This window comes from Undibacterium sp. FT79W (assembly GCF_014284215.1).
Lineage (GTDB): Bacteria > Pseudomonadota > Gammaproteobacteria > Burkholderiales > Burkholderiaceae_D > Undibacterium > Undibacterium aquatile.
In genome coordinates this window covers 342,377-365,284 of sequence record NZ_JACOGB010000004.1, presented here as the reverse complement: position 1 = coordinate 365,284, position 22,908 = coordinate 342,377, and the positions used below count along the sequence as shown (strand labels likewise).

26 protein-coding genes and 1 tRNA gene are annotated in these 22,908 nt (G+C 50.6%); 11 read left to right on the top strand and 16 right to left on the bottom strand.

The features are described from left to right. Positions 1–108 precede the first annotated feature (108 nt). The 8 genes from H8K38_RS09310 (at position 109) to H8K38_RS09275 (ending at position 7,998) form a co-directional block, all read left to right on the top strand. Entirely contained in the window at positions 109–2,460 is a 2,352-nt protein-coding gene (locus tag H8K38_RS09310) for a Tex family protein (RefSeq protein WP_186884533.1), read from the top strand. Between the two features lie 356 nt (positions 2,461–2,816). Next, positions 2,817–3,227: a cysteine peptidase family C39 domain-containing protein gene (locus H8K38_RS09305; protein WP_186884532.1), complete on the top strand. Its 411-nt coding sequence runs from the start codon at positions 2,817–2,819 to the stop codon at positions 3,225–3,227. Between the two features lie 74 nt (positions 3,228–3,301). After that, positions 3,302–3,475 carry a type II toxin-antitoxin system RelE/ParE family toxin gene (locus tag H8K38_RS09300; protein ID WP_370587080.1) on the top strand — a complete coding sequence of 58 codons (174 nt, stop codon included), beginning with the start codon at positions 3,302–3,304 and terminating at the stop codon, positions 3,473–3,475. A 9-nt stretch (positions 3,476–3,484) separates the two neighbouring features. Beyond that, positions 3,485–3,766 (top strand): HigA family addiction module antitoxin, encoded by a 282-nt coding sequence (locus H8K38_RS09295; protein WP_186884530.1) that lies wholly within the window; start codon positions 3,485–3,487, stop codon positions 3,764–3,766. Between the two features lie 174 nt (positions 3,767–3,940). Then, entirely contained in the window at positions 3,941–4,444 is a 504-nt protein-coding gene (locus tag H8K38_RS09290) for a nuclear transport factor 2 family protein (RefSeq protein WP_186884529.1), read from the top strand. A gap of 286 nt (positions 4,445–4,730) precedes the next feature. Continuing rightward, the gene (gene grxD / locus H8K38_RS09285) at positions 4,731–5,042 is read left to right on the top strand and encodes a Grx4 family monothiol glutaredoxin (protein ID WP_186884528.1); all 312 of its coding nucleotides are present in this window, start codon (positions 4,731–4,733) and stop codon (positions 5,040–5,042) included. Positions 5,043–5,049: 7 nt separating this feature from the next. Beyond that, complete coding sequence (locus H8K38_RS09280) at positions 5,050–5,649, top strand: UbiX family flavin prenyltransferase (RefSeq protein WP_186884527.1); 600 nt, start codon at positions 5,050–5,052, stop codon at positions 5,647–5,649. 270 nt (positions 5,650–5,919) lie between these two features. Further along, positions 5,920–7,998: an esterase-like activity of phytase family protein gene (locus H8K38_RS09275; RefSeq protein ID WP_186884526.1), complete on the top strand. Its 2,079-nt coding sequence runs from the start codon at positions 5,920–5,922 to the stop codon at positions 7,996–7,998. 400 nt (positions 7,999–8,398) lie between these two features. Here the strand turns inward: H8K38_RS09275 and H8K38_RS09270 are convergent, their stop codons facing one another. The 7 genes from H8K38_RS09270 to petA all read right to left on the bottom strand — a co-directional run bounded on the left by H8K38_RS09270 (position 8,399) and on the right by petA (position 15,128). Continuing rightward, positions 8,399–10,585 (bottom strand): S9 family peptidase, encoded by a 2,187-nt coding sequence (locus H8K38_RS09270; protein WP_186884525.1) that lies wholly within the window; start codon positions 10,583–10,585, stop codon positions 8,399–8,401. A 189-nt stretch (positions 10,586–10,774) separates the two neighbouring features. Continuing rightward, positions 10,775–10,850 (bottom strand) — tRNA-Thr (locus tag H8K38_RS09265). A 58-nt stretch (positions 10,851–10,908) separates the two neighbouring features. Next, entirely contained in the window at positions 10,909–11,418 is a 510-nt protein-coding gene (locus tag H8K38_RS09260) for a ClpXP protease specificity-enhancing factor (RefSeq protein ID WP_186884524.1), read from the bottom strand. A gap of 124 nt (positions 11,419–11,542) precedes the next feature. Then, the gene (locus H8K38_RS09255; protein WP_186884523.1) at positions 11,543–12,154 is read right to left on the bottom strand and encodes a glutathione S-transferase N-terminal domain-containing protein; all 612 of its coding nucleotides are present in this window, start codon (positions 12,152–12,154) and stop codon (positions 11,543–11,545) included. Between the two features lie 157 nt (positions 12,155–12,311). Beyond that, positions 12,312–13,076, bottom strand: a complete 765-nt coding sequence (locus H8K38_RS09250; RefSeq protein WP_186884522.1) for a cytochrome c1 — start codon at positions 13,074–13,076, stop codon at positions 12,312–12,314. Positions 13,077–13,101: 25 nt separating this feature from the next. Then, positions 13,102–14,514: a cytochrome bc complex cytochrome b subunit gene (locus H8K38_RS09245; protein ID WP_186884617.1), complete on the bottom strand. Its 1,413-nt coding sequence runs from the start codon at positions 14,512–14,514 to the stop codon at positions 13,102–13,104. Continuing rightward, the gene (gene petA, locus H8K38_RS09240; protein WP_186884521.1) at positions 14,514–15,128 is read right to left on the bottom strand and encodes a ubiquinol-cytochrome c reductase iron-sulfur subunit; all 615 of its coding nucleotides are present in this window, start codon (positions 15,126–15,128) and stop codon (positions 14,514–14,516) included. The genes H8K38_RS09245 and petA overlap by 1 nt, the downstream gene beginning before the upstream one ends. A gap of 321 nt (positions 15,129–15,449) precedes the next feature. Here petA and mscL point away from each other — a divergent pair, with 321 nt between their 5' ends. Continuing rightward, on the top strand, positions 15,450–15,869 hold the full coding sequence (gene mscL, locus H8K38_RS09235; RefSeq protein WP_304941547.1) for a large conductance mechanosensitive channel protein MscL: 420 nt from the start codon (positions 15,450–15,452) through the stop codon (positions 15,867–15,869). A gap of 54 nt (positions 15,870–15,923) precedes the next feature. Here mscL and H8K38_RS09230 read toward each other — a convergent pair whose 3' ends face one another. Next, positions 15,924–16,676 (bottom strand): Nif3-like dinuclear metal center hexameric protein, encoded by a 753-nt coding sequence (locus H8K38_RS09230; protein WP_370587082.1) that lies wholly within the window; start codon positions 16,674–16,676, stop codon positions 15,924–15,926. Between the two features lie 25 nt (positions 16,677–16,701). Here H8K38_RS09230 and H8K38_RS09225 point away from each other — a divergent pair, with 25 nt between their 5' ends. Both H8K38_RS09225 and H8K38_RS09220 read left to right on the top strand, forming a co-directional pair. Further along, positions 16,702–17,868: a Do family serine endopeptidase gene (locus H8K38_RS09225; RefSeq protein ID WP_186884520.1), complete on the top strand. Its 1,167-nt coding sequence runs from the start codon at positions 16,702–16,704 to the stop codon at positions 17,866–17,868. Positions 17,869–17,876: 8 nt separating this feature from the next. Next, positions 17,877–18,545 (top strand): DUF2461 domain-containing protein, encoded by a 669-nt coding sequence (locus tag H8K38_RS09220; protein WP_186884519.1) that lies wholly within the window; start codon positions 17,877–17,879, stop codon positions 18,543–18,545. Between the two features lie 30 nt (positions 18,546–18,575). Here H8K38_RS09220 and tatC read toward each other — a convergent pair whose 3' ends face one another. The 8 genes from tatC to hisA are packed head-to-tail and all read right to left on the bottom strand — an operon-like array spanning position 18,576 to position 22,891. Further along, on the bottom strand, positions 18,576–19,337 hold the full coding sequence (tatC, locus tag H8K38_RS09215) for a twin-arginine translocase subunit TatC (protein WP_186884518.1): 762 nt from the start codon (positions 19,335–19,337) through the stop codon (positions 18,576–18,578). Positions 19,338–19,382: 45 nt separating this feature from the next. Then, on the bottom strand, positions 19,383–19,874 hold the full coding sequence (tatB, locus tag H8K38_RS09210) for a Sec-independent protein translocase protein TatB (RefSeq protein WP_186884517.1): 492 nt from the start codon (positions 19,872–19,874) through the stop codon (positions 19,383–19,385). Between the two features lie 33 nt (positions 19,875–19,907). Next, complete coding sequence (gene tatA, locus H8K38_RS09205) at positions 19,908–20,129, bottom strand: Sec-independent protein translocase subunit TatA (RefSeq protein WP_186884516.1); 222 nt, start codon at positions 20,127–20,129, stop codon at positions 19,908–19,910. A 36-nt stretch (positions 20,130–20,165) separates the two neighbouring features. Continuing rightward, positions 20,166–20,537, bottom strand: a complete 372-nt coding sequence (locus tag H8K38_RS09200; RefSeq protein ID WP_186884515.1) for a histidine triad nucleotide-binding protein — start codon at positions 20,535–20,537, stop codon at positions 20,166–20,168. A 56-nt stretch (positions 20,538–20,593) separates the two neighbouring features. Next, a complete protein-coding gene (locus tag H8K38_RS09195; protein WP_186884514.1) occupies positions 20,594–20,941 on the bottom strand; it encodes a phosphoribosyl-ATP diphosphatase in 348 nt (115 codons plus the stop codon). Further along, positions 20,938–21,339 carry a phosphoribosyl-AMP cyclohydrolase gene (gene hisI / locus H8K38_RS09190; protein ID WP_186884513.1) on the bottom strand — a complete coding sequence of 134 codons (402 nt, stop codon included), beginning with the start codon at positions 21,337–21,339 and terminating at the stop codon, positions 20,938–20,940. Before hisI ends, H8K38_RS09195 begins: the two co-directional genes overlap by 4 nt. Next, entirely contained in the window at positions 21,336–22,100 is a 765-nt protein-coding gene (gene hisF, locus H8K38_RS09185; protein ID WP_186884512.1) for an imidazole glycerol phosphate synthase subunit HisF, read from the bottom strand. Before hisF ends, hisI begins: the two co-directional genes overlap by 4 nt. Continuing rightward, complete coding sequence (gene hisA, locus H8K38_RS09180) at positions 22,097–22,891, bottom strand: 1-(5-phosphoribosyl)-5-[(5-phosphoribosylamino)methylideneamino]imidazole-4-carboxamide isomerase (protein WP_186884511.1); 795 nt, start codon at positions 22,889–22,891, stop codon at positions 22,097–22,099. The genes hisF and hisA overlap by 4 nt, the downstream gene beginning before the upstream one ends. Positions 22,892–22,908: the final 17 nt, after the last annotated feature.

Genomic DNA, 22,908 nt, shown 5'->3' with positions numbered 1-22,908 from the left:
ATGCCGACTATTAACCGCAGTCAGAACGACTGTCAAGACTGGCGCAACGCTGCAAATTGCGTATCATCTGCGCCTTCATTGCTTTTTTATTGTCTGGATTCTGGATTTATGCTGCCTTCGATTGAACAAAGACTCGCCGTAGAACTCGCCGCCAAGCCGGTACAGGTGGCCGCTGCTGTTGCCTTGCTGGATGAAGGCGCGACCGTACCGTTTATCGCCCGTTACCGTAAAGAAGTCACCGGCGGCCTCGATGATACGCAATTGCGTCTGCTCGAAGAACGTCTGCGTTATCTGCGCGAACTCGAAGACCGCCGCGCCGCCATCATCGCCTCGATCGATGAACAAGGCAAGATGACGCCAGTCTTGCTCGATGCGATTACGCACGCCGAAGACAAAACCCGTCTCGAAGATTTATATCTGCCGTACAAACCGAAACGCCGCACCAAAGCGCAGATCGCCGTTGAAGCAGGTTTGCTGCCGCTGGCGGATGCCTTGCTGGCCGACCCCATGCTGACGCCGGAAACAGAGGCTGCCAATTATCTGAAGCCCGCGTTCAGCACCGACAACGGCGACAACCCCGGCGTGCCCGATACCAAAGCTGCACTTGATGGCGCACGTCAGATTCTGATGGAACGTTTTGCTGAAGATGCGAGCCTGTTGCAAGCGCTGCGCGAATATCTGAACGACCACGGCATCGTCGAATCGAAAGTCGTCGCAGGCAAAGAAGATGCCGGTGAAAAATTTGCCGATTATTTCGATTACTCAGAAACCCTCGGCACGATTCCATCGCACCGCGCGCTGGCCTTGTTCCGTGGCCGCCGTGAAGAAATGCTGACCGTCACTTTACGACTCGATACCGAAGAAGAAAAACCAAAATGGGATGCGCCGCTGAACCCATGTGAAAGCCGCATCGCCGCACGTTTCGGCGTCAGTCAGAAAGATCGCCCGGCCGACAAATGGCTGGCCGATACCGTGCGCTGGGCCTGGCGCGTCAAAGTCTTCATGCATCTGGAAACCGAGCTCATGGGCAAGCTGCGCGAGAGCGCAGAAATCGAAGCCATCAACGTGTTTGCGCGCAACCTCAAAGATTTATTGCTGGCAGCACCAGCAGGGCCGCGCGCCACGATGGGTCTCGATCCTGGCTTGCGTACCGGTGTGAAGGTTGCGATTGTGGATGCGACCGGCAAAGTCATGGAACACGCCACGATTTACCCGCATCAGCCGCGCAATGACTGGGACGGCTCGCTGCATACGCTGGCGAAGCTCGCTGAAAAACATCAGGTGTCATTAATCTCGATTGGTAACGGCACCGCCTCACGCGAAACCGACAAACTGGCGCAGGATTTAATCAAACTCAAACCAGAATTAAAGCTGACGAAAATCGTTGTCTCTGAAGCCGGTGCATCGGTGTATTCCGCCTCAGAATTTGCGTCTAAAGAATTGCCTGATCTGGATGTCTCCATCCGTGGCGCGGTCTCGATTGCACGTCGTCTGCAAGACCCGCTGGCGGAGTTGGTGAAGATCGATCCGAAATCCATCGGTGTTGGTCAGTATCAGCATGATGTCAGCCAGACCCAGCTCGCCCGTTCGCTCGATGCGGTGGTCGAAGACTGCGTGAATGCGGTCGGTGTTGATGTGAATACCGCCTCTGCGCCTCTGCTGGCGCGGGTGTCCGGCTTGTCTGCCAGTGTCGCGCAAAGCATCGTCAATTTCCGCGATGCCAAAGGTATGTTCAGTTCACGCGCCGATCTGCGCGCAGTACCGCGCCTCGGTGACAAAACATTTGAACAAGCCGCCGGCTTTTTGCGCGTGATGAACGGCAGCAATCCGCTCGATGCATCCGCAGTGCATCCGGAATCGTATCCGCTGGTCGAAAAAATTCTGGCCGATATCAAGAAAGATGTGAAAGGCGTGATCGGCGACAGCGGCTTATTGAAATCGCTGAACGCAGCCAAATACGCCGATGAAAAATTTGGTGTGCCGACCATCACCGACATCATTAAAGAGCTGGAAAAACCGGGCCGCGATCCGCGCCCTGAATTCACCACCGCCACCTTTAAAGACGGCGTGGAAGACATCAAAGATTTGCAGCCCGATATGATTTTAGAAGGCGTCGTCACCAACGTGGCCGCGTTTGGCGCGTTTGTCGATATCGGTGTGCATCAGGATGGTCTGGTGCATATTTCAGCGCTGTCGAACACCTTTGTCAAAGACCCGCACACCGTCGTCAAAGCCGGTCAGGTGGTGAAAGTCAAAGTCATGGAAGTCGATGTCAAACGCCAACGTATCGCGCTCACCATGCGCCTCACCGACAGCGCACCGCAACCCGGCAGCAAACCGGAACAACGCGGCGACCGCAACGACGCCAAACGCCTCGGCCAACACCAGCAACAACGCAAGCAAGAAGCCGCCCCGGCAGGCAATGCGATGGCAGCGGCGTTTGCGAAATTACGTGGTTGAGATTAAAAATTCTGCGAAAGATAACACTGCAGTAACACAAAAAAACACCCCGGTTTTTACCGGGGTGTTTTTTTGCGGCATCCTGCATGTCGTACGATTTCGGCTCGCTGAATGGTGGCGACTCGTACTTATAACGCAAACCTTTCTGCACCTGATTCAATCAACACGGTTTTGGCGATGTCGATGAAGTAGGGTTATTGTCCGTTTGGTTAACCTGGCTCGATATTCAGCATAAGCAAAGGCAACAAGACTTCCTACGGATTTCAAGGTTCATGAAGAAAATTGTCTTTTTTGACATTCAGAGTTAAGCTTCACTTTTGTCAAATTAAATAAACGTTATGCGCAAAAGAAGCATCATGCATAGAATTGTTCAAGAAGATCGAACTGGTTGTGGTTTGGCATGTGTAGCGATGTTATCAAACACAACATACAAAAAGGTTCGAAAAGCGGCACTTGAAATTGACTTACTAAAAGGTCGCACCTTATACACCAGCGCAAAAGATTTGCACAACTTAGCCAAAAAATTTGATTTGTCTTTAGGTCAAAGACGTAGAAAGTTCAAAAGCTTTGACGCGCTCCCTGATACAGCAATACTCGCCATAAATTATCGACCTAAAACAGGTTCATGGCATTGGGTTGTTTATCACAGAAATTCAAAAGATGAGTATGTTATTGATCCAATGCGTACAGTAAAAACAGATAAGCGTAAAGATTTTAAAAGACTTCAAAATAAAACGAAATGGTGGGTTGAGGTCAACTACAAATAGCAAGCAAGCGTAGGGCGCGTTCCAGGCATCATGTTTTGCAAGTACTCCCTTCATATATTTAACGTGTCCATCTATTGCAAAGTCATGCACACAAGCCTGAAGATATGGGAGTACCGAGCTGGAAGTTACATATCTTAGAAGGTGATCTGGCTAGCCACTGGTCAGTCACGGTGAATGGCAACTGGCGACTGACTTTCCGGTTTGAAGATGGCGATGCCATCCTGGTCAACGATCAGGATTACCACTAGGAGCACACGATGACACGTTTATTTAACCCACCACACCCCGGCCTGATTTTGCAAGAATGGCTAGGTGATATGTCGGTTGCCGAGGCCGCCCGTCGCCTGTCAATTGACCGCACCACACTCTCACGCTTGCTTCATGGCAGTAGCGATATGTCACCAGAAATGGCGCTGCGTCTGGAAATCGCGTTGGGCACCAGCCCTGAAATGTGGATGGGGCTGCAAGCCGATTACGATCTGTGGCAAGCCAGCCAAAAACCAAGACCAGAAATACGCCGCATCCTTGAAGCGGCTTAACATTAAAGATTATATTCGCAAGCGTGTGAGCCAGTTCTGAACTCTGTCTTAACGTTTATGATGTTCTGATAAATGGCGTTTGGCGATGGCTGCACACGCTCTTGCTCATCACCCGCGACGCTCACTAGCATCTGCTGCGGGCATTGCAAACCCGATATTTAGATTGAACACATAATGCGAAAAATATTGTTCCTTGTGCTAATTGCCGCTTGCGGCTGGTGGTATTTCATCGGTGGGCGCAAGCTGTCGATTGAACATGTCAATGGCTTTTACCGCGATCTTGAAATCGCGACGTTGCAGCGTCAGCCTGACGCGATATGCGCGCTGCTGGCGCCGGATTTTCACTCCACTGGCAGCGTCAGCACAGCCGGAAACAGGCAAACGGTGAACCAAAACAAGCAGCAAGCCTGCGACTCCTATCGTGACTTGTATGCGACCTGGGAAAAGCTCGGCGAGAAAATGGGCGGCATGTTGCAACTGGATTCTCAATACGCGATACACAGCATCTCGCTGTCGCCGGACGGCAAAACTGCGACGGTGGATGTCAGCAGTTCGCTGGACGTTGCCGGAACGCTGATGCATATCCGCTCGCGCAGCACGGATACGCTGATCCGTCGCAACGGAAAAGTTTTATTACTGCACAGTTCAGGCCTTGGTTCTGTCGGCGCGGGGTCGTAGCGCTGATTCGCAGCATCTGTTAAACGCGCCCCGCTCCGTCGGTATTGCGCGGACCGGATTGGAAATCCTTGAGTTAGGTCAATCCTGGTTAAAAACATATACTCCCCCCATATTTTTTCAAAACTATGCTGATCTCCTTATATTCATTGGGTGTTAAACATATACTCCAGGGGAGTATATTTATTCCTCTAGTGCAAAACAGCGCCTGTAGTCACGCTGTTGGCGCGCAGGAGCGCTACCGGAGTTTCCTTTATAATGGCGGCACATTATTAACCAAGGAAAAGCCATGAGCGACGTACAAAGCTGGATCAAAGAAACCGTTACCCAAAACCCTGTCGTGTTGTTCATGAAAGGGACTGCCCAATTCCCGCAATGCGGATTTTCCGGTCGTGCGGTGCAGGTATTGAAAGCCTGCGGCGTACAGAATCTGGTGACAGTCAATGTGCTGGAAGACCCGGAAGTGCGTCAGGGCATCAAAGATTTTTCTAACTGGCCAACCGTACCGCAGTTGTACATCAAAGGCGAATTCATCGGCGGCTCTGACATCATGAACGAGATGTTTGAAAACGGCGAACTGCAAACCTTGTTGAAAGACTGAGCCATCAATGACGAGCACCAGCGCACAACCGAAACAACGCCTGATCATCGCCATCACCGGCGCGACCGGCTCAGTGTATGGCGTGCGCTTGCTGCAAGTATTACAGGCAAACCCGGATGTCGAAACGCATCTGCTGATTTCTGAAGCCGGGGTCTTGAATCTGCATCAGGAACTCGATATGAAGCGTAAGGACGTCGAGGCCTTCGCTGATGTCGTGCATCATGTGCGTGATGTCGGCGCCAGCATCGCCAGCGGTTCGTTTCAATCAGACGGTATGGTGATCGCACCGTGCTCGATGAAAACGCTGGCCTCGGTGGCGCATGGCATGTCAGATAATCTGATCACGCGCGCTGCCGATGTCGTGCTGAAAGAACGCCGCCGCCTGATATTGATGGTACGGGAAACCCCATTTAATCTCGCGCATCTGCGCAATATGACCGCCGTCACCGAAATGGGCGGCATCATCTTCCCCCCTCTCCCCGGTTTTTACCACCGTCCGCAATCGATACAGGAAATGGTCGATCACACGGTCGGTCGCGTACTCGATATGTTTTCCCTGCCGCACGATCTGACACCGCGCTGGCAAGGTTTAAAAGACAGCCAATAAATTCACGCAACTAACGCGGATCTCCGCCATCACGCAGAATCGCGCATATGGCTGCGTCTTCTTTCTCATCTTCCACATAAGTTGTTCCAACTCTCTGTGCTGTTGTTATCTGTCATCGCTGTAATCACAGGGTCATATCCGGTCGCTACATTTTGTTACTTGCGATCACATTCATCGCCCTGCACCCGGTAACGGCGTGCTTGCAAGCACCTCGTCAAACAACAGCGATTGCTGCAAAGCAGTCAACCTCGACAAGCACAGGATCAACACATGAATCACAACAAAAATGTATCGCTGCTGGCCGCGCTGACGGCAAGCGCTTTGGTGGCCGCCTGCGGAGGCTCCGACACGACATCCACAGCCACCCCGGCACCGGTCGCACAGTCAGGCGTGTTTCTGGATGCAGCGGTGGAAGGTCTGGATTACACCAGCGGCACAGCAAAAGGTACAACGCAAGTCGATGGCGGCTTTAGCTGCAACAGCGGCGACAGCATGAGTTTTTCAGTCGGTGGCATCAGCCTCGGTTCTGCGCCATGTGCGGCAGTGATCACGCCACTGAGCCTGGCAAATCTGAGCAACAGCAACGACGATAAAGTCGTCAATCGCCTGATGGCCTTGCAATTGCTGGATGAAGATAATGATCCTTCGAATGGCATACGCTTATCTTCTACAGTTAAAACTGCGCTGGCAGGTCAGGCTCTGGATTTCAACGCGAATGCGGCGACTTTCAACACGGCGATGACGAATCTGCTGAGCAAACTGCCGGCTGCCTATCAGAGCCGCAGCGCGGATGCGGATCGTCGCGCATTAGTACGAGAACATTTTGAAGATACGCTCGCGTCCAAAATGGACAAGCCTGTCGTTGATGCGGTCACGCAAACCAATGCACTCGGCACGGTGGTGGCGAATGTGACGCGCTATCAGATCAAAGCGGCAGATGCATTTTATGTTCCGTATGAAGGCACAAATGCAGCCGTAAAAGCCGATTTCCCGAAAGGCTTTTTGCCATCGTATGGTTCTGGCCTGACGTTTAAAGGCAAAGCGGCCGATGGTTCTCTGGAGTTCTACGGTATTACCGATCGCGGCCCGAACGGCGACGGCCCGAAAGTACCTAATTCAGTCGTGACCGCCGGTGCCACTGGTACCAGCGACGCCAAATTTTTCCCTTCACCGAGTTTCACGCCATCAATCGGTCTGATCTCGGTCGGTAAAAACGGCGCGACATTGAAATCATCGATGCCGATTAAATTCAGCAGCACCATCAATGCGTCAGGCTTATCGATCGCCGCTGGCAAAGTCGGCTCCTCCGGCGAGGTGCCGCTGAACGACGCGATGAAATACGATGCCGCCAGCAAAACCACCTTCAGCGATTACGGTCTCGATACCGAATCCGTCGTGCTCGACACGGCGCGCGGTGTGTTCTGGGTATCGGATGAATATGGTCCGTTCATCCTGAAGATCGATATGAATACCGGCATCATTCTGAAAAAATATCAGCCAGGTACCGGTGCTGCCGACCTGCCCGCAGTGCTGCTGAAACGCCGTGCGAATCGTGGCATGGAAGGTCTGTCGCTCGATGCAGCCACAGGTAAATTGCAGGGCTTTATTCAAAGCCCGCTGGATGATGGCAAAGCGTCTTATAAAGTGCCGGGCGCGACCGTTGCGACGAATGAAAGCATCAAGGATTACGCCAAATTTAACCGCTGGGTTGAGTTCGATCCGACGACAGAAAAAACGAAGTTGTATGCGTATCCGCTCGACAGCACGATGTATGCATCCGGCAAAACCGGCGGCGCTAAACTCGGCGATCTGGTCGCACTCGGTGGCGGTAAATTCATTGTGATTGAACAGGGTGCCAGCGTTGACGGCAAGGTCTTCAATCGTCTGATGCTGGTACAGATTCCAAGCGATGCGACCGATATTGCAGCGATGGGCACCGATCTCGAAAAGAGCAGCATGACAGGGGCAGCGGTTAACGGTGTGAATTATGCGAATGTGGTGACGCTCAAAAAGACCGTGTTGTTTGATCTGAACGGCGCAGGCTGGCTGGCAGAAAAAGCCGAAGGTCTGGCACTGGTCGATGAGTACACGCTGGCATTGGTGAATGATGATGACTTCGGTCTGAAAACCCTGATTACTGATGCGAACGGTAAAACAGTGGAAGGCGCCGATATCACCAAATGCACGGTGGATGCGAATGGCGCACTGACCACTACGGCCGGCGCCACTGGCTGCGTTGCCGGTAACTCGGTACGCGTGGCTCGCGGTGCGGACAGCGAACGTCCGAATCGTTTGTGGCTGTTTAAATTCAACAAGAAACTGGCCGACTTCGCAATGCCAGCGCAGTAATGCAGTCACGTCGCTGTGATGTCACCGCGACGTGACTTCGGCATCATTACAACGGCGTCACGCGGAACCTGATCTGAGACGAGCCGCCACCTGCGTGTGGCGGCTTTTTTATTTCGTTGAAGTCTGGTAACGGCAGCGGCTAAGATCAGCAGGAGATCTGCAGCGGACCGTTGCATCTGGATGTCCGTAAAGCGCAAACAGCCTGCAAGCAAAGATAAAACAAGGCCGAAACGGGGTCAAAACGAGTCGAAAACGGCTTAAATATACTCCCCCCAGTATTTTTTAAACCCCTTATTTCATGAGGAGAATAAGCTGTTTTCTTCATATACTCCCCTGTTTTTTTAATTTTTTACAGAAAAAAAAGGACGCCACGGCGTCCTTTTTTCATAGCAATTCCGGCTCACAGTTTCTTTTGCAGAAATTCCCATTTCGCTTTTTGCAAAGACCAGATCGTCCAGTCACCGCGCGGGCCGTGACCTGCGCCCGGATAGAGTTGCAGGCTGTAATCCTTGCCGCCTTTGATCAGCTCGTCGATCAGCATCACGGTATTTTGCGGATGTACATTGTCGTCCATCGTGCCGTGCATGATCAGGATCTCGCCGTGCAAATCTTTCGCCGCTTTCAAGACGCTGCCCTGATCGTAACCGCTCGCATTTTCTTGCGGCAAGCCCATGTAACGCTCGGTATATACGCTGTCATACAGACGCCAGTCGGTTACCGGCGCACCGACAAAACCTATCTTCCAGGCTTTACTGTGCGTCATCGCATACGAGGTGAAATAGCCGCCGAAACTCCAGCCGTTCAGCGCAATCCTGTCCATGTCCGCCCAGCCTTGCTGACGCAACCACGCGAGGCCATCGAGCTGATCCTGTAATTCGAGTTGCCCCAGTTTTTTGTGGATAGGCCACGCACTTGCCACGCCTTTATTGCTGGCGCTGCGGTTATCCAGCACCCACACAATATAGCCTTGTTGCGCGAGGAAGTGATGGTACAAATCGTTCGACCAACGGTCATTCACCTGCGGTGCCATCGGCCCGGCATACAAATGCTGATACACCGGATATTTTTTTGCAGGATCAAAATCCGGCGGCAGGTACAACAGACTTTCCAGTAAAAATCCATCGCGTGCGTGGATTTGTTGCTGGCTGACTTTTGCCAGACGCAGGCCGCGCATTTTCTCCGGCATGCCAACGTCGTCGATCAGCCTGAGCTGTTTTCCAGCATCGTTAAACAAGGCCTGCTTCGGCGTTTGTTTCAGGCTGCTCCAGCTATCGAGGAAATGGGTAAAGGTTTTATTCCAGCGCACATTGTGCGTGCCTGATTCTTCGGTCAGGCGCTGCAAGCCTTCGCCATTCAGATTGACGCTGTAGACATCGTTACCGATAGGGTTGCGCTGATTCGCAGAAAACAGGATACGCTGATGCGCTTCATCCACACCAAACACGCTGCGCACATCCCAGTCGCCGCTGGTGATCACTTTTTGCAGCTGATAATGCTGATCATAACGATATAAATGACGATGCCCGCTGCGATCCGATTCCCAGATAAAGCCGCCGTCTTTCAGAAACACCGGAAATGGCAGACGCTCCGTCCATGCCGGGCTGGTCTCGCGCACGATCACTTTACTCTGCTGCATATTCGCATCATACAAACGCAGATCGAGCCAGGTCTGCACTCTATCCTGCCAACCGGCCAGCAACTTGCCGTCCGGCGTCCAGCCGACTTGCACGATCAGGGTTTCTTTTTCGGGATAAGGATTGACTGTCCAACTCAGTTTGCCGTCTTTATCAACGATACCTAATTTGACTATGGGATTCGGATCGCCCGCTTTCGGATAGCGGGTCAGATTAGTTTTCAGGGGCTGCGCATGATCACCGCTGAGGGTGTAGACCGGCACTTTGCTTTCATCGAAATTCAGAAACGCGAGTTTCTGTGAATCCGGCGCCCACCAGAATGCCCGCAATTTGCCGCGTCCGTATATTTCTTCCATATAGACCCAGTCGAGACGACCATTCAGATTCGTCTCGCTGCCACCGGTCGTCAGACGTTTCTCTGTCGCGCTGGCGATGTCGGTCAGATACAGGTCATTCCCTTTCAGGTACGCGACCGATTTCGCGTCCGGCGAGAGTATCGCTTCATCTTCGGCCTGATCCGGCGTATGCGTCAATTCGCGTGCGCGTGCATTTTGCAGATCGAGCAGCCACAAATCATTTTTATAGGTGAACAAATACGACTTCACTTCAGCTTGCACCTGTTGCCCCAGCTTTTCCGCCAGAGTCAGGGCCGCTTTATCGTCTATCCCAGCAGTTTTAAGATAGCGCAGAATATTCCCATCAACCGTCAGCGCCTGTTTTTCCCAGGTATCGGTATTCACAACCGAAAGCTTGACGACACCGTCTTTCACTTCGGACTCGATCAGACTGTTTTGCTGATCCCACGACAAACGTGTCAGCGGGCGGGTATCGAATTTCTCTTTCTTCAGCGGGTGATACAGCATCTCCAGACTCAGCTTGCCGTCATCGGCAACCGCCATCGCTGCGCTGGCGGCGAGAAATAAACACAAGCCACTGTTGATTATTTTTTTCATGAAACTCCTCTGTGTATTTTTTCTGTGCCGCCAACACTGGCTCATCAGCACACGCTTGCGCAGTATGACCATGCAGAGCTGTGCACAGTTATGTTTGAAAGAGCAGGAATTATCAGGGCAGCACCGCGAATAAGAAAATGCGATGGCAAAGAAAAAACCCACCGTTATTGCTAACGATGGGTTTTTAATTGGTGCCGGCTGCCGGAATCGAACTGGCTACCTGATGATTACAAGTCAACTGCTCTACCAAGTGAGCTAAGCCGGCGAAAATCTTATCGTGTTTGCTTCGTTTCCGTTGCATTCCCGAAGACCAAGATTATAGGCTACTTTATTATTTTTAGCGAGGGCTTTTCTGATTTTTTTTCTGATTTTTTTTGTTCAGTGGATAAATCCGCTTTTTCTTCGCTATCCGGTTTGGAACTGACCGCGGCCAAACCTAATTTTCTCGGCGGCGCCTCGTTTTCAGGTATTTCTTTTTCCTCTGCGGATCGCACTGTTTCCTGCGTTTCTTCCAGCTCGGAAAAATCCAGCTCAAACGCCATTCCCTGACCATTCTCGCTTGCATAAATTGCCATCACATTCGCGACAGGAACGTAAATCTCGCGGGAAACGCCGCCGAATCTGGCTTTGAATGTCACGGCTTCGTTATCCATTTTCAGGCCACTGGTCGCGCCAAAACTGATGTTCAGTACAATTTCGCCATTCCGGACAAATTCCATAGGCACCCGTGCACCGCCCTGCACTTTCACCGCCATATAAGGTGTATAGCCATTATCAGTACACCATTCGTAAATGGCACGCATGAAATAAGGTTTCGTCGATGTTTCTTGCATGATGCTTACTCAACAGATCAAAGTTTAAGAATAGATGGGACCGATAAAAACAACAAGGCTGACTTGATGGAATAAGTCAGCCTTGTTGAAATACCGTTGATACAGAAGACGTATCATTCAGAGCTTAGCGACGCATCACTTTCTCGGAAGGTGTCAACGCTTCAATGTAGGCTGGGCGGGAGAAAATGCGCTCAGCATATTTCATGATAGGTGCAGCGGTTTTCGACAATTCGATACCGTAGTGATCCAGACGCCATAACAATGGTGCAATCGCTACGTCGAGCATGGAAAACTCATCGCCCAGCATGTATTTATTTTTGATAAATAAAGGTGCCAGTTGCGTCAGGCGATCACGAATTTCAGCGCGTGCTTTGTCCTGAATTTTAGCGGAACTGCTGCTCTTGTCATTTTCCAACGTATGAACGTGAACGAACAATTCTTTTTCAAAGTTAAACAGCATCAGACGTGCACGTGCACGCTGCAGCGGATCCGCCGGCATCAGTTGTGGATGCGGGAAGCGTTCATCGATATATTCGTTGATGATATTGGATTCATACAGAATCAATTCACGTTCAACCAGAATCGGTACCTGACCATAAGGATTCATGGTCGAAATATCTTCCGGTTTATTAAACAGATCAACATCACGGATTTCAAAATCCATGCCTTTTTCAAACAGCACTAAACGGCAACGTTGAGAAAATGGGCAGGTTGTACCCGAATAGAGAACCATCATTTTTATAGTTCCTTAGAAACAATCAGGGCGAGGAGCCAATTTTGCGCGCCTCACCCCAAGGATTACTCGTCCGTTTACGACGGATAGAAACGGACGATCTTAGAAATTCCTGCCTTACGATTTAATGAATCGCAGACGCAAAACAGGAAACAATACCTTATTTTACTTCTTTCCAGTAAGAAGCATTCAAACGCCATGCAAGTGTTGCCAACAATGCCATGAAAATCAGCACAACAACACCAAGACGTTTGCGCGTATTTTGCGCTGGTTCACCCATCCATTGCAAGTAGGCCACCAGATCGCCAACCTGATTATCGTAAGCAGCCTGATCAAGTGAGCCATCTGTTACTTTTTCAAATCCGACAAATTTGTGTACGGTTTTAGAAGCATCATGCGGGTCTTTTTCTTCCACAAATTTGGCATCGCGAACGCCTTGCAGCTCCCACAATGCATGAGGCATACCCACGTTCGGGAAAACCATGTTATTCCAGCCTGTAGGACGGGAATCATCTTTGTAGTAGGTACGCAGATAGGTGTATAACCAGTCCGCGCCAGAGCCGGCTTCAGAAGCACGGGCACGGGCAATCACGGACAAATCCGGCGGCACCGCACCAAACCAGGTTTTAGCGTCCTTGGCTAACATCGTATTCTTCATCAGATCGCCAACTTTCTCGCCAGTAAACAGCAAGTTTTGTTTGATCTGCTCATCCGTCAAACCAATATCTTTCAGTCGGTTATAACGCATTGCTGAAGCCGAGTGACAGTTCAGGCAGTAATTGACGAACAGCTTCGCGCCATTCTGCAATGCCGCCATATCTGTAGAACGGTCAGGAGCGCGATCCAGAGGGAATGTCGCACCAGCAGCCATCGCTAATGCAGGAACAAACGCCAGGACAGCGATTATCTTTTTAAGTAATTTCATGCTTATTCTTCCTCGCTTAGTTCGCTCAGTGTGCCGAAAATGTAACGCGCTTCGGCACTGGCTTAAATGTACCCATTGCACTCCACCAAGGCATCAGCAGGAAGAAGCCGAAATAAATCACAGCGCAAACCTGAGACACACGTTCGCCGGTTGGGGATGGTGGTTGTACCCCGAGATAGCCGAGAACAACAAACGCAATACCAAACACGATATAGACATACTTATGCCAGTGAGGGCGATAGCGTATAGACTTCACAGGAGACAGATCCAGCCAAGGCAGGAAGCCCAGAATCACAACGGAGCCGCCAAACAATACAACACCCCAGAATTTCGCATCCAGACCAAATGGCAGCATGCCGATAATTGCCAGCAATGCGACGCCAGCAATCGCCATTTTGACAATTTGCGGTAACTTGGTTGTCAGCCAGATCAAGGCGACATAAGCAGCAACACCAGCCTGAACCACATACAAGAACTCAGATGTCGTGGCACGCAAGATCGAATAGAAAGGCGTGAAGTACCAGGTCGGCGCAATATGCAACGGCGTTTTCAGAGAATCGGCTGGAATGAAGTTGTTATATTCGAGGAAATAACCACCCATTTCAGGAGCAAAGAACACCACTGCGCTAAAGATCGTCAGGAACACTGTCACGCCGAAAATATCGTGGAAAGTGTAATAAGGATGTGACGGAACACCATCAACAGGGTGACCATCAGGGCCAAGATTTTCTTTGATCTCAATGCCATCAGGATTGTTAGAGCCCACTTCATGCAAAGCAATCAGATGCGCAGCGACCAAGCCCAACAACACCAGAGGAATCGCGATCACGTGGAAAGAGAAGAAACGATTCAATGTCGCATCTGACACCACATAGTCACCACGGATCCACAGGGAAAGATCAGGGCCGATGAAAGGAATCGCACCAAACAGATTCACAATAACCTGAGCACCCCAGTAAGACATTTGTCCCCATGGCAGCAGGTAACCGAAGAAAGCTTCCGCCATCAGACACAGGAAAATCGCAAAACCAAACAACCAGATCAGCTCACGTGGCTTACGATATGAGCCATACAGGAAAGCACGGGTCATGTGCAGATAAACAATGATGAAGAATGCAGAAGCGCCAGTCGAGTGCATGTAGCGCACCAGCCAACCCCACGGCACATCACGCATGATGTATTCAACGGAAGCAAACGCCAGATTCGCATCTGGTTTGTAATGCATCACCAAGAAAATACCGGTCACGATCTGGATCACCAACACGAGCATCGCCAGCGAACCGAAGATGTACCAGAAATTGAAATTCTTAGGCGCGTAGTATTTGCCCCACTGGTCGTTCCACAATTTCGTTAACGGAAAGCGCGAATCGACCCAGTTCAAGGCTTTATCCACGACAGGAGCGTCCGCCGGGAGTTTTTTCTCAACAAATGCCATGATTAAGCCTCGCCTTTCTCATCTTTACCGATGACAATTTTGGTATCTGACAAAAACATGTGACGCGGCACATCCAGATTTTGAGGAGCTGGTTTATTTTTATAAACACGACCAGCCAGATCGAAAGTAGATCCGTGGCATGGGCAAAGAAAACCACCTTGCCAGTCATCCGGCAACGATGGTTGCGCACCTGCCTGGAATTTGGAGCTTGGAGAACACCCCAGATGTGAGCAAATACCAACGGTGATTAACAGCTCAGGATGTTCTTTGCGTGAGCGACTTTGTTTGTCGCAGTACTCAGGCATATCCATCGTGTAAGGCTTTTTGGAGGTAGGATCCGCCACCTTATCTTCGGTTTTTGCCAGACTCGCCAGCATTTCCGGAGTACGTTTCAGAATCCAGACTGGCTTACCGCGCCACTCGACTGTTGTCATCTCACCCGGTTTCAAAGCTGAAATATCAACTTCCACCGGAGCACCAGCTGCTTTGGCTCGCTCAGATGGCTGGAAAGTGCTCACCAGTGCTCCTGCTGTTGCCAAACCTGCCACACCACCCGCCGCGCAAGTGGCGACGAGCAAACCGCGACGGCCAGAATCGACCTGCTTTTCGTTACTCATACCAACCCCAATCTGTCAAAAATCAAAACCCGATGAAGCTCAATCCAACTTCTAGCAACATTAAATTATAAAGTAGCTGGATATGCTTTTAAAGCAAAAGATACCCGAAACGCCCGTTTCAAGGCTTTTTTTCAACAACTTACACACTTTTTGATTTACTTCAGATCTTTTCCTGTACTTTGTGATTAAAGCAAAAAATTTACGAAAAGATAATTGACAAAGCATCCTGATTATTCAGGCCACTTTCGGCCTTAAAATACAATCTAACTATCTTGGCAGCGTTTGCCAATATATTAATCAATATATTTACGGAGAAAAATAATGAGCATGATGCAGGAATTTAAAGCTTTCGCAAGCAAGGGCAACGTGGTTGATCTGGCGGTAGGTGTCATTATCGGTGGTGCTTTCGGCAAAATCGTTGACTCTCTGGTGGGAGATGTTGTCATGCCTATCATCGGGCGTATCTTCGGCGGTCTGGATTTTTCCAACTATTATCTGCCGCTGAATGGACAAGGAACCACATTGACGCTGATCGAGGCGAAAAAAGCCGGCGGCGTGCTTGCTTACGGCAGTTTCATTACAGTTGCGGTCAACTTCCTGATTCTGGCCTTTATCATTTTTCAGATGGTGCGTCTGTTTAATAAAATGAAAAAGGCAGAACCTGCCCCCGCCCCAGCACCAGTTGTAACGCCGGAAGATGTGTTGTTGCTCAGAGAAATTCGCGACTCACTGAAAAAATAACAACAACGCGACTTCAAAGGGATTGCCTGACGACGCCGGCAATCCCAACGGATATCAAACCGGATTATCAATATCTACAAATAAGTGTTCGATTCCGAACTTTTCTGCAAGCAACCCGCCCAACGCCTGAATACCATAACGTTCGGTCGCGTGATGACCACATGCCAGGTAGGCAACACCTGACTCCCTCGCCAAATGTACCGTGGGTTCCGAAATCTCACCACTCAGATAAACGCTTGCTCCTGCTGTGATCGCCGCGTCTAACATTCCTTGCGCGGCGCCGGTACACCATGCAATTTTGCCCAGAGGCGCCTCCGGCTCACCGATCAACAATGGCGGCCGTCCGAGGCAAGCTTCAATATGCAAGGCAAATTGCCCTACAGTCACGATCTCCGGCATCACTGAATGACCGATCCAACCAAGATCATCGTCACCAAATCTTCCATCTGCCTGCAAACCGAGTTCATGCGCCAGACGTGCGTTATTTCCTATCAGCGGATGCATGTCCAGCGGTAAGTGATAGGCAAATAAAGAGATGTCATGTTGCAGCAAAAGTTTTAAGCGTTTATGTTTCTGCCCGATGACGCGCATATCCTCGCCGCGCCAGAAATAGCCATGATGCACCAGTATAGCGTCAGCCTGCAGGCTGACAGCTTTATTCAGCAGCGCCAGACTTGCCGTAACACCGGTAACAATGCGCTTAATTTCATTTCGTCCTTCCACCTGTACGCCATTTGGGCAATAATCACGAACACGGGCAAGCTGCAATTCTGTCTCTAGAAATTGGGCAAGTTCATCCCTACTTATTGAATTTACTTTCATCATTTACCTTATGCGACGTCTTTGGTTATTGTTTGCCCAGACTGTAACAGTTGGTCTGGCGATTTGGTTTATTGTAACCACCTTAAAACCAGGCTGGGTAAATCAGCCGTTCAGCGCAGCGCAGGGCGGCCCGATGGTGTCGGCACTCAGCCTGAAAGAAGCACCGGCAAACAGTGTCGGTGCGCAAAGCTCTTATCGCGGCGCGGCACAGAAAGCCATGCCGTCGGTGGTCAACATCTACACCTCGAAAGAAATCCAACGTGCGCGCAATCCATTATTAAACGATCCGTTTCTGCGTCGTTTTTTTGGCGAGCAATCAAATCAGAGAACGGAGCGACAGTCCAGCCTGGGCTCGGGCGTTATTGTCAGTGCTGAAGGTTATATCCTGACTAATAACCACGTAGTCGAATCGGCGGATGAAATTGATGTCGCCCTTGCCGACGGACGTACTGCTGCGGCAAAAGTCGTCGGTACCGATCCGGAAACAGATCTGGCGGTCATTAAAATTAATCTGCCGAATATTCCTGCCATCACACTCGGACAGCCCGACGACACCAAGGTCGGCGACGTTGTACTGGCGATCGGTAATCCTTTCGGTGTCGGACAAACGGTAACGATGGGTATTATTTCTGCACTGGGACGCAATAATCTGACCGACAACGCATTCCAGAATTTCATACAAACCGACGCAGCGATTAATCCGGGCAATTCTGGCGGCGCACTGGTTGATATCAATGGCAACCTGCTTGGAATCAATACAGCGATCTATTCTCAGAGTGGCGGCTCGGTCGGCATTGGCTTTGCCACCCCGGTCTCGACAGTCAAAGCGGTCATGGAACAAATTATCAGCCAGGGACAAGTGGTACGCGGCTGGATTGGTGTTGAGCCGCAGGACATTACGCCAGAGCTGGCTGAAAGCTTTGGGCTGAAACAGAAATCGGGGGCAATTATTGCCGGTGTGATCCGCGGTGGGCCAGCAGACAAAGCGGGAATGAAGCCGGGTGATATTCTGGTCTCCATTGCAGGAAAGCCGGTCAGAGATACGACCGAAATGCTGAATCTGGTTGCACAACTCAAACCAGGGAATACCGCAAAAATTACCGTGGTGAGAAATAAACAGGAACCCACTTTAGAAGTCACCGTTGGCAAACGTCCACCAAGCCGACGCGAAGAATAGGCTGATATATGCACCTGATTGATCTGCAAGCTTTTTTATCTGAGTTATCTGAAAACAATAATCGCGCGTGGTTCGTCATGAACAAGCCGCGTTACGATATTTTGCGCGCTGAGTTTTTACAGATGGTGACAGAACTCATACAAGGCATACAAAAATTCGACCCCGCAATCGCCGGTTGCGAACCAAAGAAGGCCCTGTTCCGGATTAATCGCGACGTCCGTTTTGCCAAAGATAAATCACCTTATAAAACGACGTTTTCCTCGTCTATTCTGCCGAGTGGGCGCAAGAAGCCCAGCGAAGGCGGCGGGCCAGCTTATTATTTTCAAATGGACGCTACGGGCAGATTATTCTTTGCCGTGGGCGAATATATGCCGCCATCTGATCGGCTGCGGGCAATCCGTCAGCACATCATTGATGACGCAGCAGGATTTGAAAAAGTGCTGAAAGATAAAAAACTCAAACAGGCTTTCGGGGCACTGCAAGAAGAAGGAAAACTGAGTCGTCCACCGAAAGGGTTTGATGCGGAACTGAAACACATCGAGTACATCAAACTCAAAAATTTCATGGTGTGGACAGAATGTCCGCTCAAAGGCATGGACAGTGACGAGGTTAAGCGTACCTTGTTACAAGGCTTCCAAAGTGCATTGCCATTGGTTCAATGGCTGCGCGCCGCATAAGTCTACGGGACACGTTCTGTCCCGCAGCATCTACTCGGCCGTGTCGGGTGACTGCGTTACGCGAACAAACAGTGGCGCAATGAGCAAACCAAGCTCATACAAAAACCACATTGGCAACGCCAGTGAAAACTGACTGACAATGTCCGGTGGCGTCACAATAGCCGCAATCACAAACGCCCCAACCACGACATAAGGTCGTATCGCTTTGAGTTTCTCAACTGTCACCAGGCCCATGCGCACCAAAACAACGACGACGACGGGCACTTCGAAGGTCACGCCAAACGCAAGGCACATCGACATAATAAAATCTAAATAATTTTCGATATCCGGCGCGATGCTGATCGACGCTGGCGAAAATTCGTTGATGAATTTAAATACCCGGCCAAACACCAGGAAATAACAAAACGCGACGCCGCCCAGAAACAGCAGAGATGAGGAAATGACCAGTGGAGCAACCAGTCGCTTTTCATGGGTGTACAAGCCTGGCGCGACAAAGGCCCAGACCTGATACAGTATCCACGGTAATGCCAGCATAAATGCCAGCAACAAGGTCACCTTCATCGGCACCAGAAATGGCGATATCACGCCCGTCGCGATCATTTTCGATCCGGCGGGCAACGACGCCAGCATGGGCCGGGCGAGAAAATCATAAATGGCTGCCGGCCCCGGCCACAGCATCAACACAATACATGCAGCGGCGAGACCGTAGACCGCCTTCACCAGACGGTCACGTAACTCAACAAGATGAGAAATGAAGGTTTCCTCAGCGCCGTGTTCAATCTTATCGCTCATGCGAATACCACCCAAAATAAAGAGCGCAGGGACATAAAAGAGGAATCAAAAAAAACTGACGGGTGGACGGGCTTTTGCCCTGTGTCTTGCCATCCGCGCAGAGCCGGACACGATATGACTGCGCTGGCCATGACGGCTTTTGTACCAGCCAGGAACTGCCGATGTTTTCGCCAGACGCTTGCGACGGAAATCTTTCGCTTTCTCGCTCACTTGAGCATGCGTAACGGTGAATGGCGTCTGCAAATCATCTTGAGCATCGCGTTCAATCGAACGCAGCTCATTCTCTGCTTCCTGCAGTGAAGCGCTGACAGATTGCTCTACATTCTGAGCTGCTTCCTGTACGTCTTTCTGCATTTTGCGCAATTCTTCGAGTTCAATTTCTTTACTGACTTCGGCCTTCACATCGCTGATGTAACGCTGGGCACGCCCAAGCAAAGTGCCCGCCATGCGGGCAACTTTCGGTAATTTTTCCGGACCGATGACGATCAAGGCAACGACACCGATCAATGCCAGTTTGCTGATACCAAGATCAATCATGGCCGCATCCCACAGAAGTCAGCAACACTTGCTTCACTGTTTCGATTTTTCTTTGGCGTCAACATCAATCGTGCTTTTATCTGCCACTTGCTGAGTCGCAGTGGATGATTTTTCTTCTTCACCTTTAACGCCGTCTTTGAATCCTTTGACAGCCTTACCAAGATCAGCACCAACGTTACCAAGTTTTTTGGTGCCGAAAACTAATATAACCACGACTAAAACGATTAGCCAGTGCCAGATACTGAATGAACCCATGTTTGACTCCCAGGAGAGCAATGCTCTCTAAAAAAATTAGCGTTGTCCGCGCCAAGGCTGCGGACCACCGATCAGATGCGTGTGCAGATGATACACTTCCTGCCCGCCATCCGGCCCTGTGTTAATCAGGGTTTTATAACCGCCCGATAAACTTCCATCTGCCATCACCGTTGGTGCACAACCATGCTCAGTCGCAAGCTTAGGCACCAGCGCCAGCATTTTTCCCAGCAATTCCGTATGCTCTGACTGTGCGGAAGACAAGGTATCTATGTGCTTTTTTGGAATAATCAATAAGTGCACCGGTGCAGCGGGATGAATATCCTTAAACGCCAGTAAGCTCTCATCTTCATACACTATCGTTGATGGAATTTGCTTGGCAACAATTTTACAGAAGATACAATTATCCACGTTTATCCGATCAAATTAAACAAGGGAAATAATTCTCAGAACCAAAGCCGCACGTCTTACTCCTGACGTGCTGCCTTTTCTTCGATACCGGAGATGCCCTCGCGCCTTGCCAGCTCATCTAATACTTGCTGAGGGCGCAAATCATACTGGGCCAACATGACAAGCGAATGAAACCATAAGTCAGCACATTCGTATAACACTTTGCTGGCATCACCTGAGACACGCGCATCTTTTGCGGCCATCACAGTTTCGGTTGCTTCTTCGCCGATTTTTTTCAAAATCGCATCGTCGCCTTTGGAAAACAAACGCGCGACATACGATTTATCAGGGTCGCCGCCATTGGCCAGTTTGCGACTTTCAATAATCTCTGCCAAACGTTCCAGCACTTGTACTTGTGTACTCATTTATAAATACTCTCAGGGTCTTTCAATACCGGATCCACTGCCTGCCAATCACCTTCATTCAGACTGCCTTCAAATTTCTGAAAAAAACAAGAATGACGTCCGGTGTGGCAGGCAATGCTATCTGCCTGCTCAACTTTAATCAGCACCACGTCCTGATCACAATCGAGACGGATTTCTTTTACTTTCTGCACATGACCGGACTCCTCGCCCTTATGCCATAACTTTTTACGTGAACGGCTCCAGTAAACGGCTTCGCCGATCTCAACTGTTTTGCTTAACGCATCGCGGTTCATCCAGGCGAACATCAACACGTCGTTACTACTCGCCTCTTGTGCGATTACGGGTACCAGCCCCTGATCATCCCACTTCACTTTGTTTAACCACGTCGCGGCACTCATACCAACCTCATAGGAATATTTTGCGCTGCCATGAATTGCTTCGCTTCTCCGACCGTGTGATGGCCGTAATGGAAAATGCTGGCGGCCAGTACCGCATCTGCACCACCGACTTTGATACCGTCAGCAAGATCCTGCAAACCACCGACACCACCGGAAGCGATCACCGGAATGGATACGGCATCCGACACTGCGCGGGTCAGGCCGAGATCAAAACCGGAACGGGTACCATCTTTATCCATGCTGGTCAGAAGAATCTCACCGGCACCAAGACGCGCCATATTTTGCGCCCACTCCACCGCATCCAGGCCAGTTGCATTGCGGCCGCCGTGGGTGAAGACTTCCCATTTTCCCGGTGCGACATTCTTTGCATCAATCGCGACCACGATACATTGTGAGCCGTATTTATGCGCCGCATCTGCCACCAGTTGCGGATTGGTCACCGCAGACGTATTGATGCCAACCTTGTCTGCACCCGCATTCAGTAGGCGTCGCACATCGGCAACCGTGCGCACGCCGCCGCCAACCGTCAAAGGAATGAATACCTGAGATGCCACGGCTTCGATAATCGGCAGTATCAGATCACGCCCATCAGATGATGCGGTGATATCGAGGAAAGTAATTTCATCGGCACCCTGCGCATCGTAACGACGGGCGATCTCCACCGGGTCACCGGCATCGCGCAGCTCTTGAAAATTAATTCCTTTGACGACGCGACCTGCGGTCACATCCAGACAAGGAATAATGCGTTTAGCTAATGTCATTCAGCGTCTTCTTCATCCAAAAGCGGCTCACCACTGAGTTCGTCAGCGCGATCCTGTGCCGAGGCGAGATCCAGCGTACCTTCGTAAATTGAGCGGCCACAGATAACGCCCTCAATACCTTCCTCCTGTACCGCACACAAGGCTTCCACGTCGGCAAGATTATGTACACCACCGGAAGCAATGACTGGAATGCTGACGGCCTGCGCCAGTCTGACTGTCGCTTCAATATTGACGCCGCCCATCATGCCATCACGACCGATGTCGGTGTAAATAATGGATTCCACGCCGTAATCTTCAAATTTTTTCGCCAGATCAATCACTTCGTGACCGGATAATTTACTCCAGCCATCGGTCGCCACCTTACCGTCTTTAGCGTCAATGCCGACGATAATCTGACCGGGGAATGCGCTGCAGGCATCCGCCAGGAAGCCGGGGTTACGCACCGCTGCCGTGCCGATGATGATGTAAGACAGGCCGCCATCAAGATAGCGTTCTATCGTATCGAGATCACGGATACCGCCGCCGAGCTGAACCGGGATTTCCTCAGTGCCGGTTTCTTCGGCATATTCCCGCACCGCTTTCAGAATGGATTTCACCGCGCCTTCGTTTTTTGGCTTACCGGCAAAAGCACCATTCAGATCGACCAGATGCAGCCGGCGCGCTCCTTGTTTCAGCCAGTGACGGGCAGTTTCAGCCGGGTCTTCGGAGAACACGGTGGCTTGTTCCATATCACCTTGTTTCAGGCGTACACAGTGACCATCTTTCAGGTCGATAGCAGGGATGAGCAACATGATGTTAAAGAAATTAA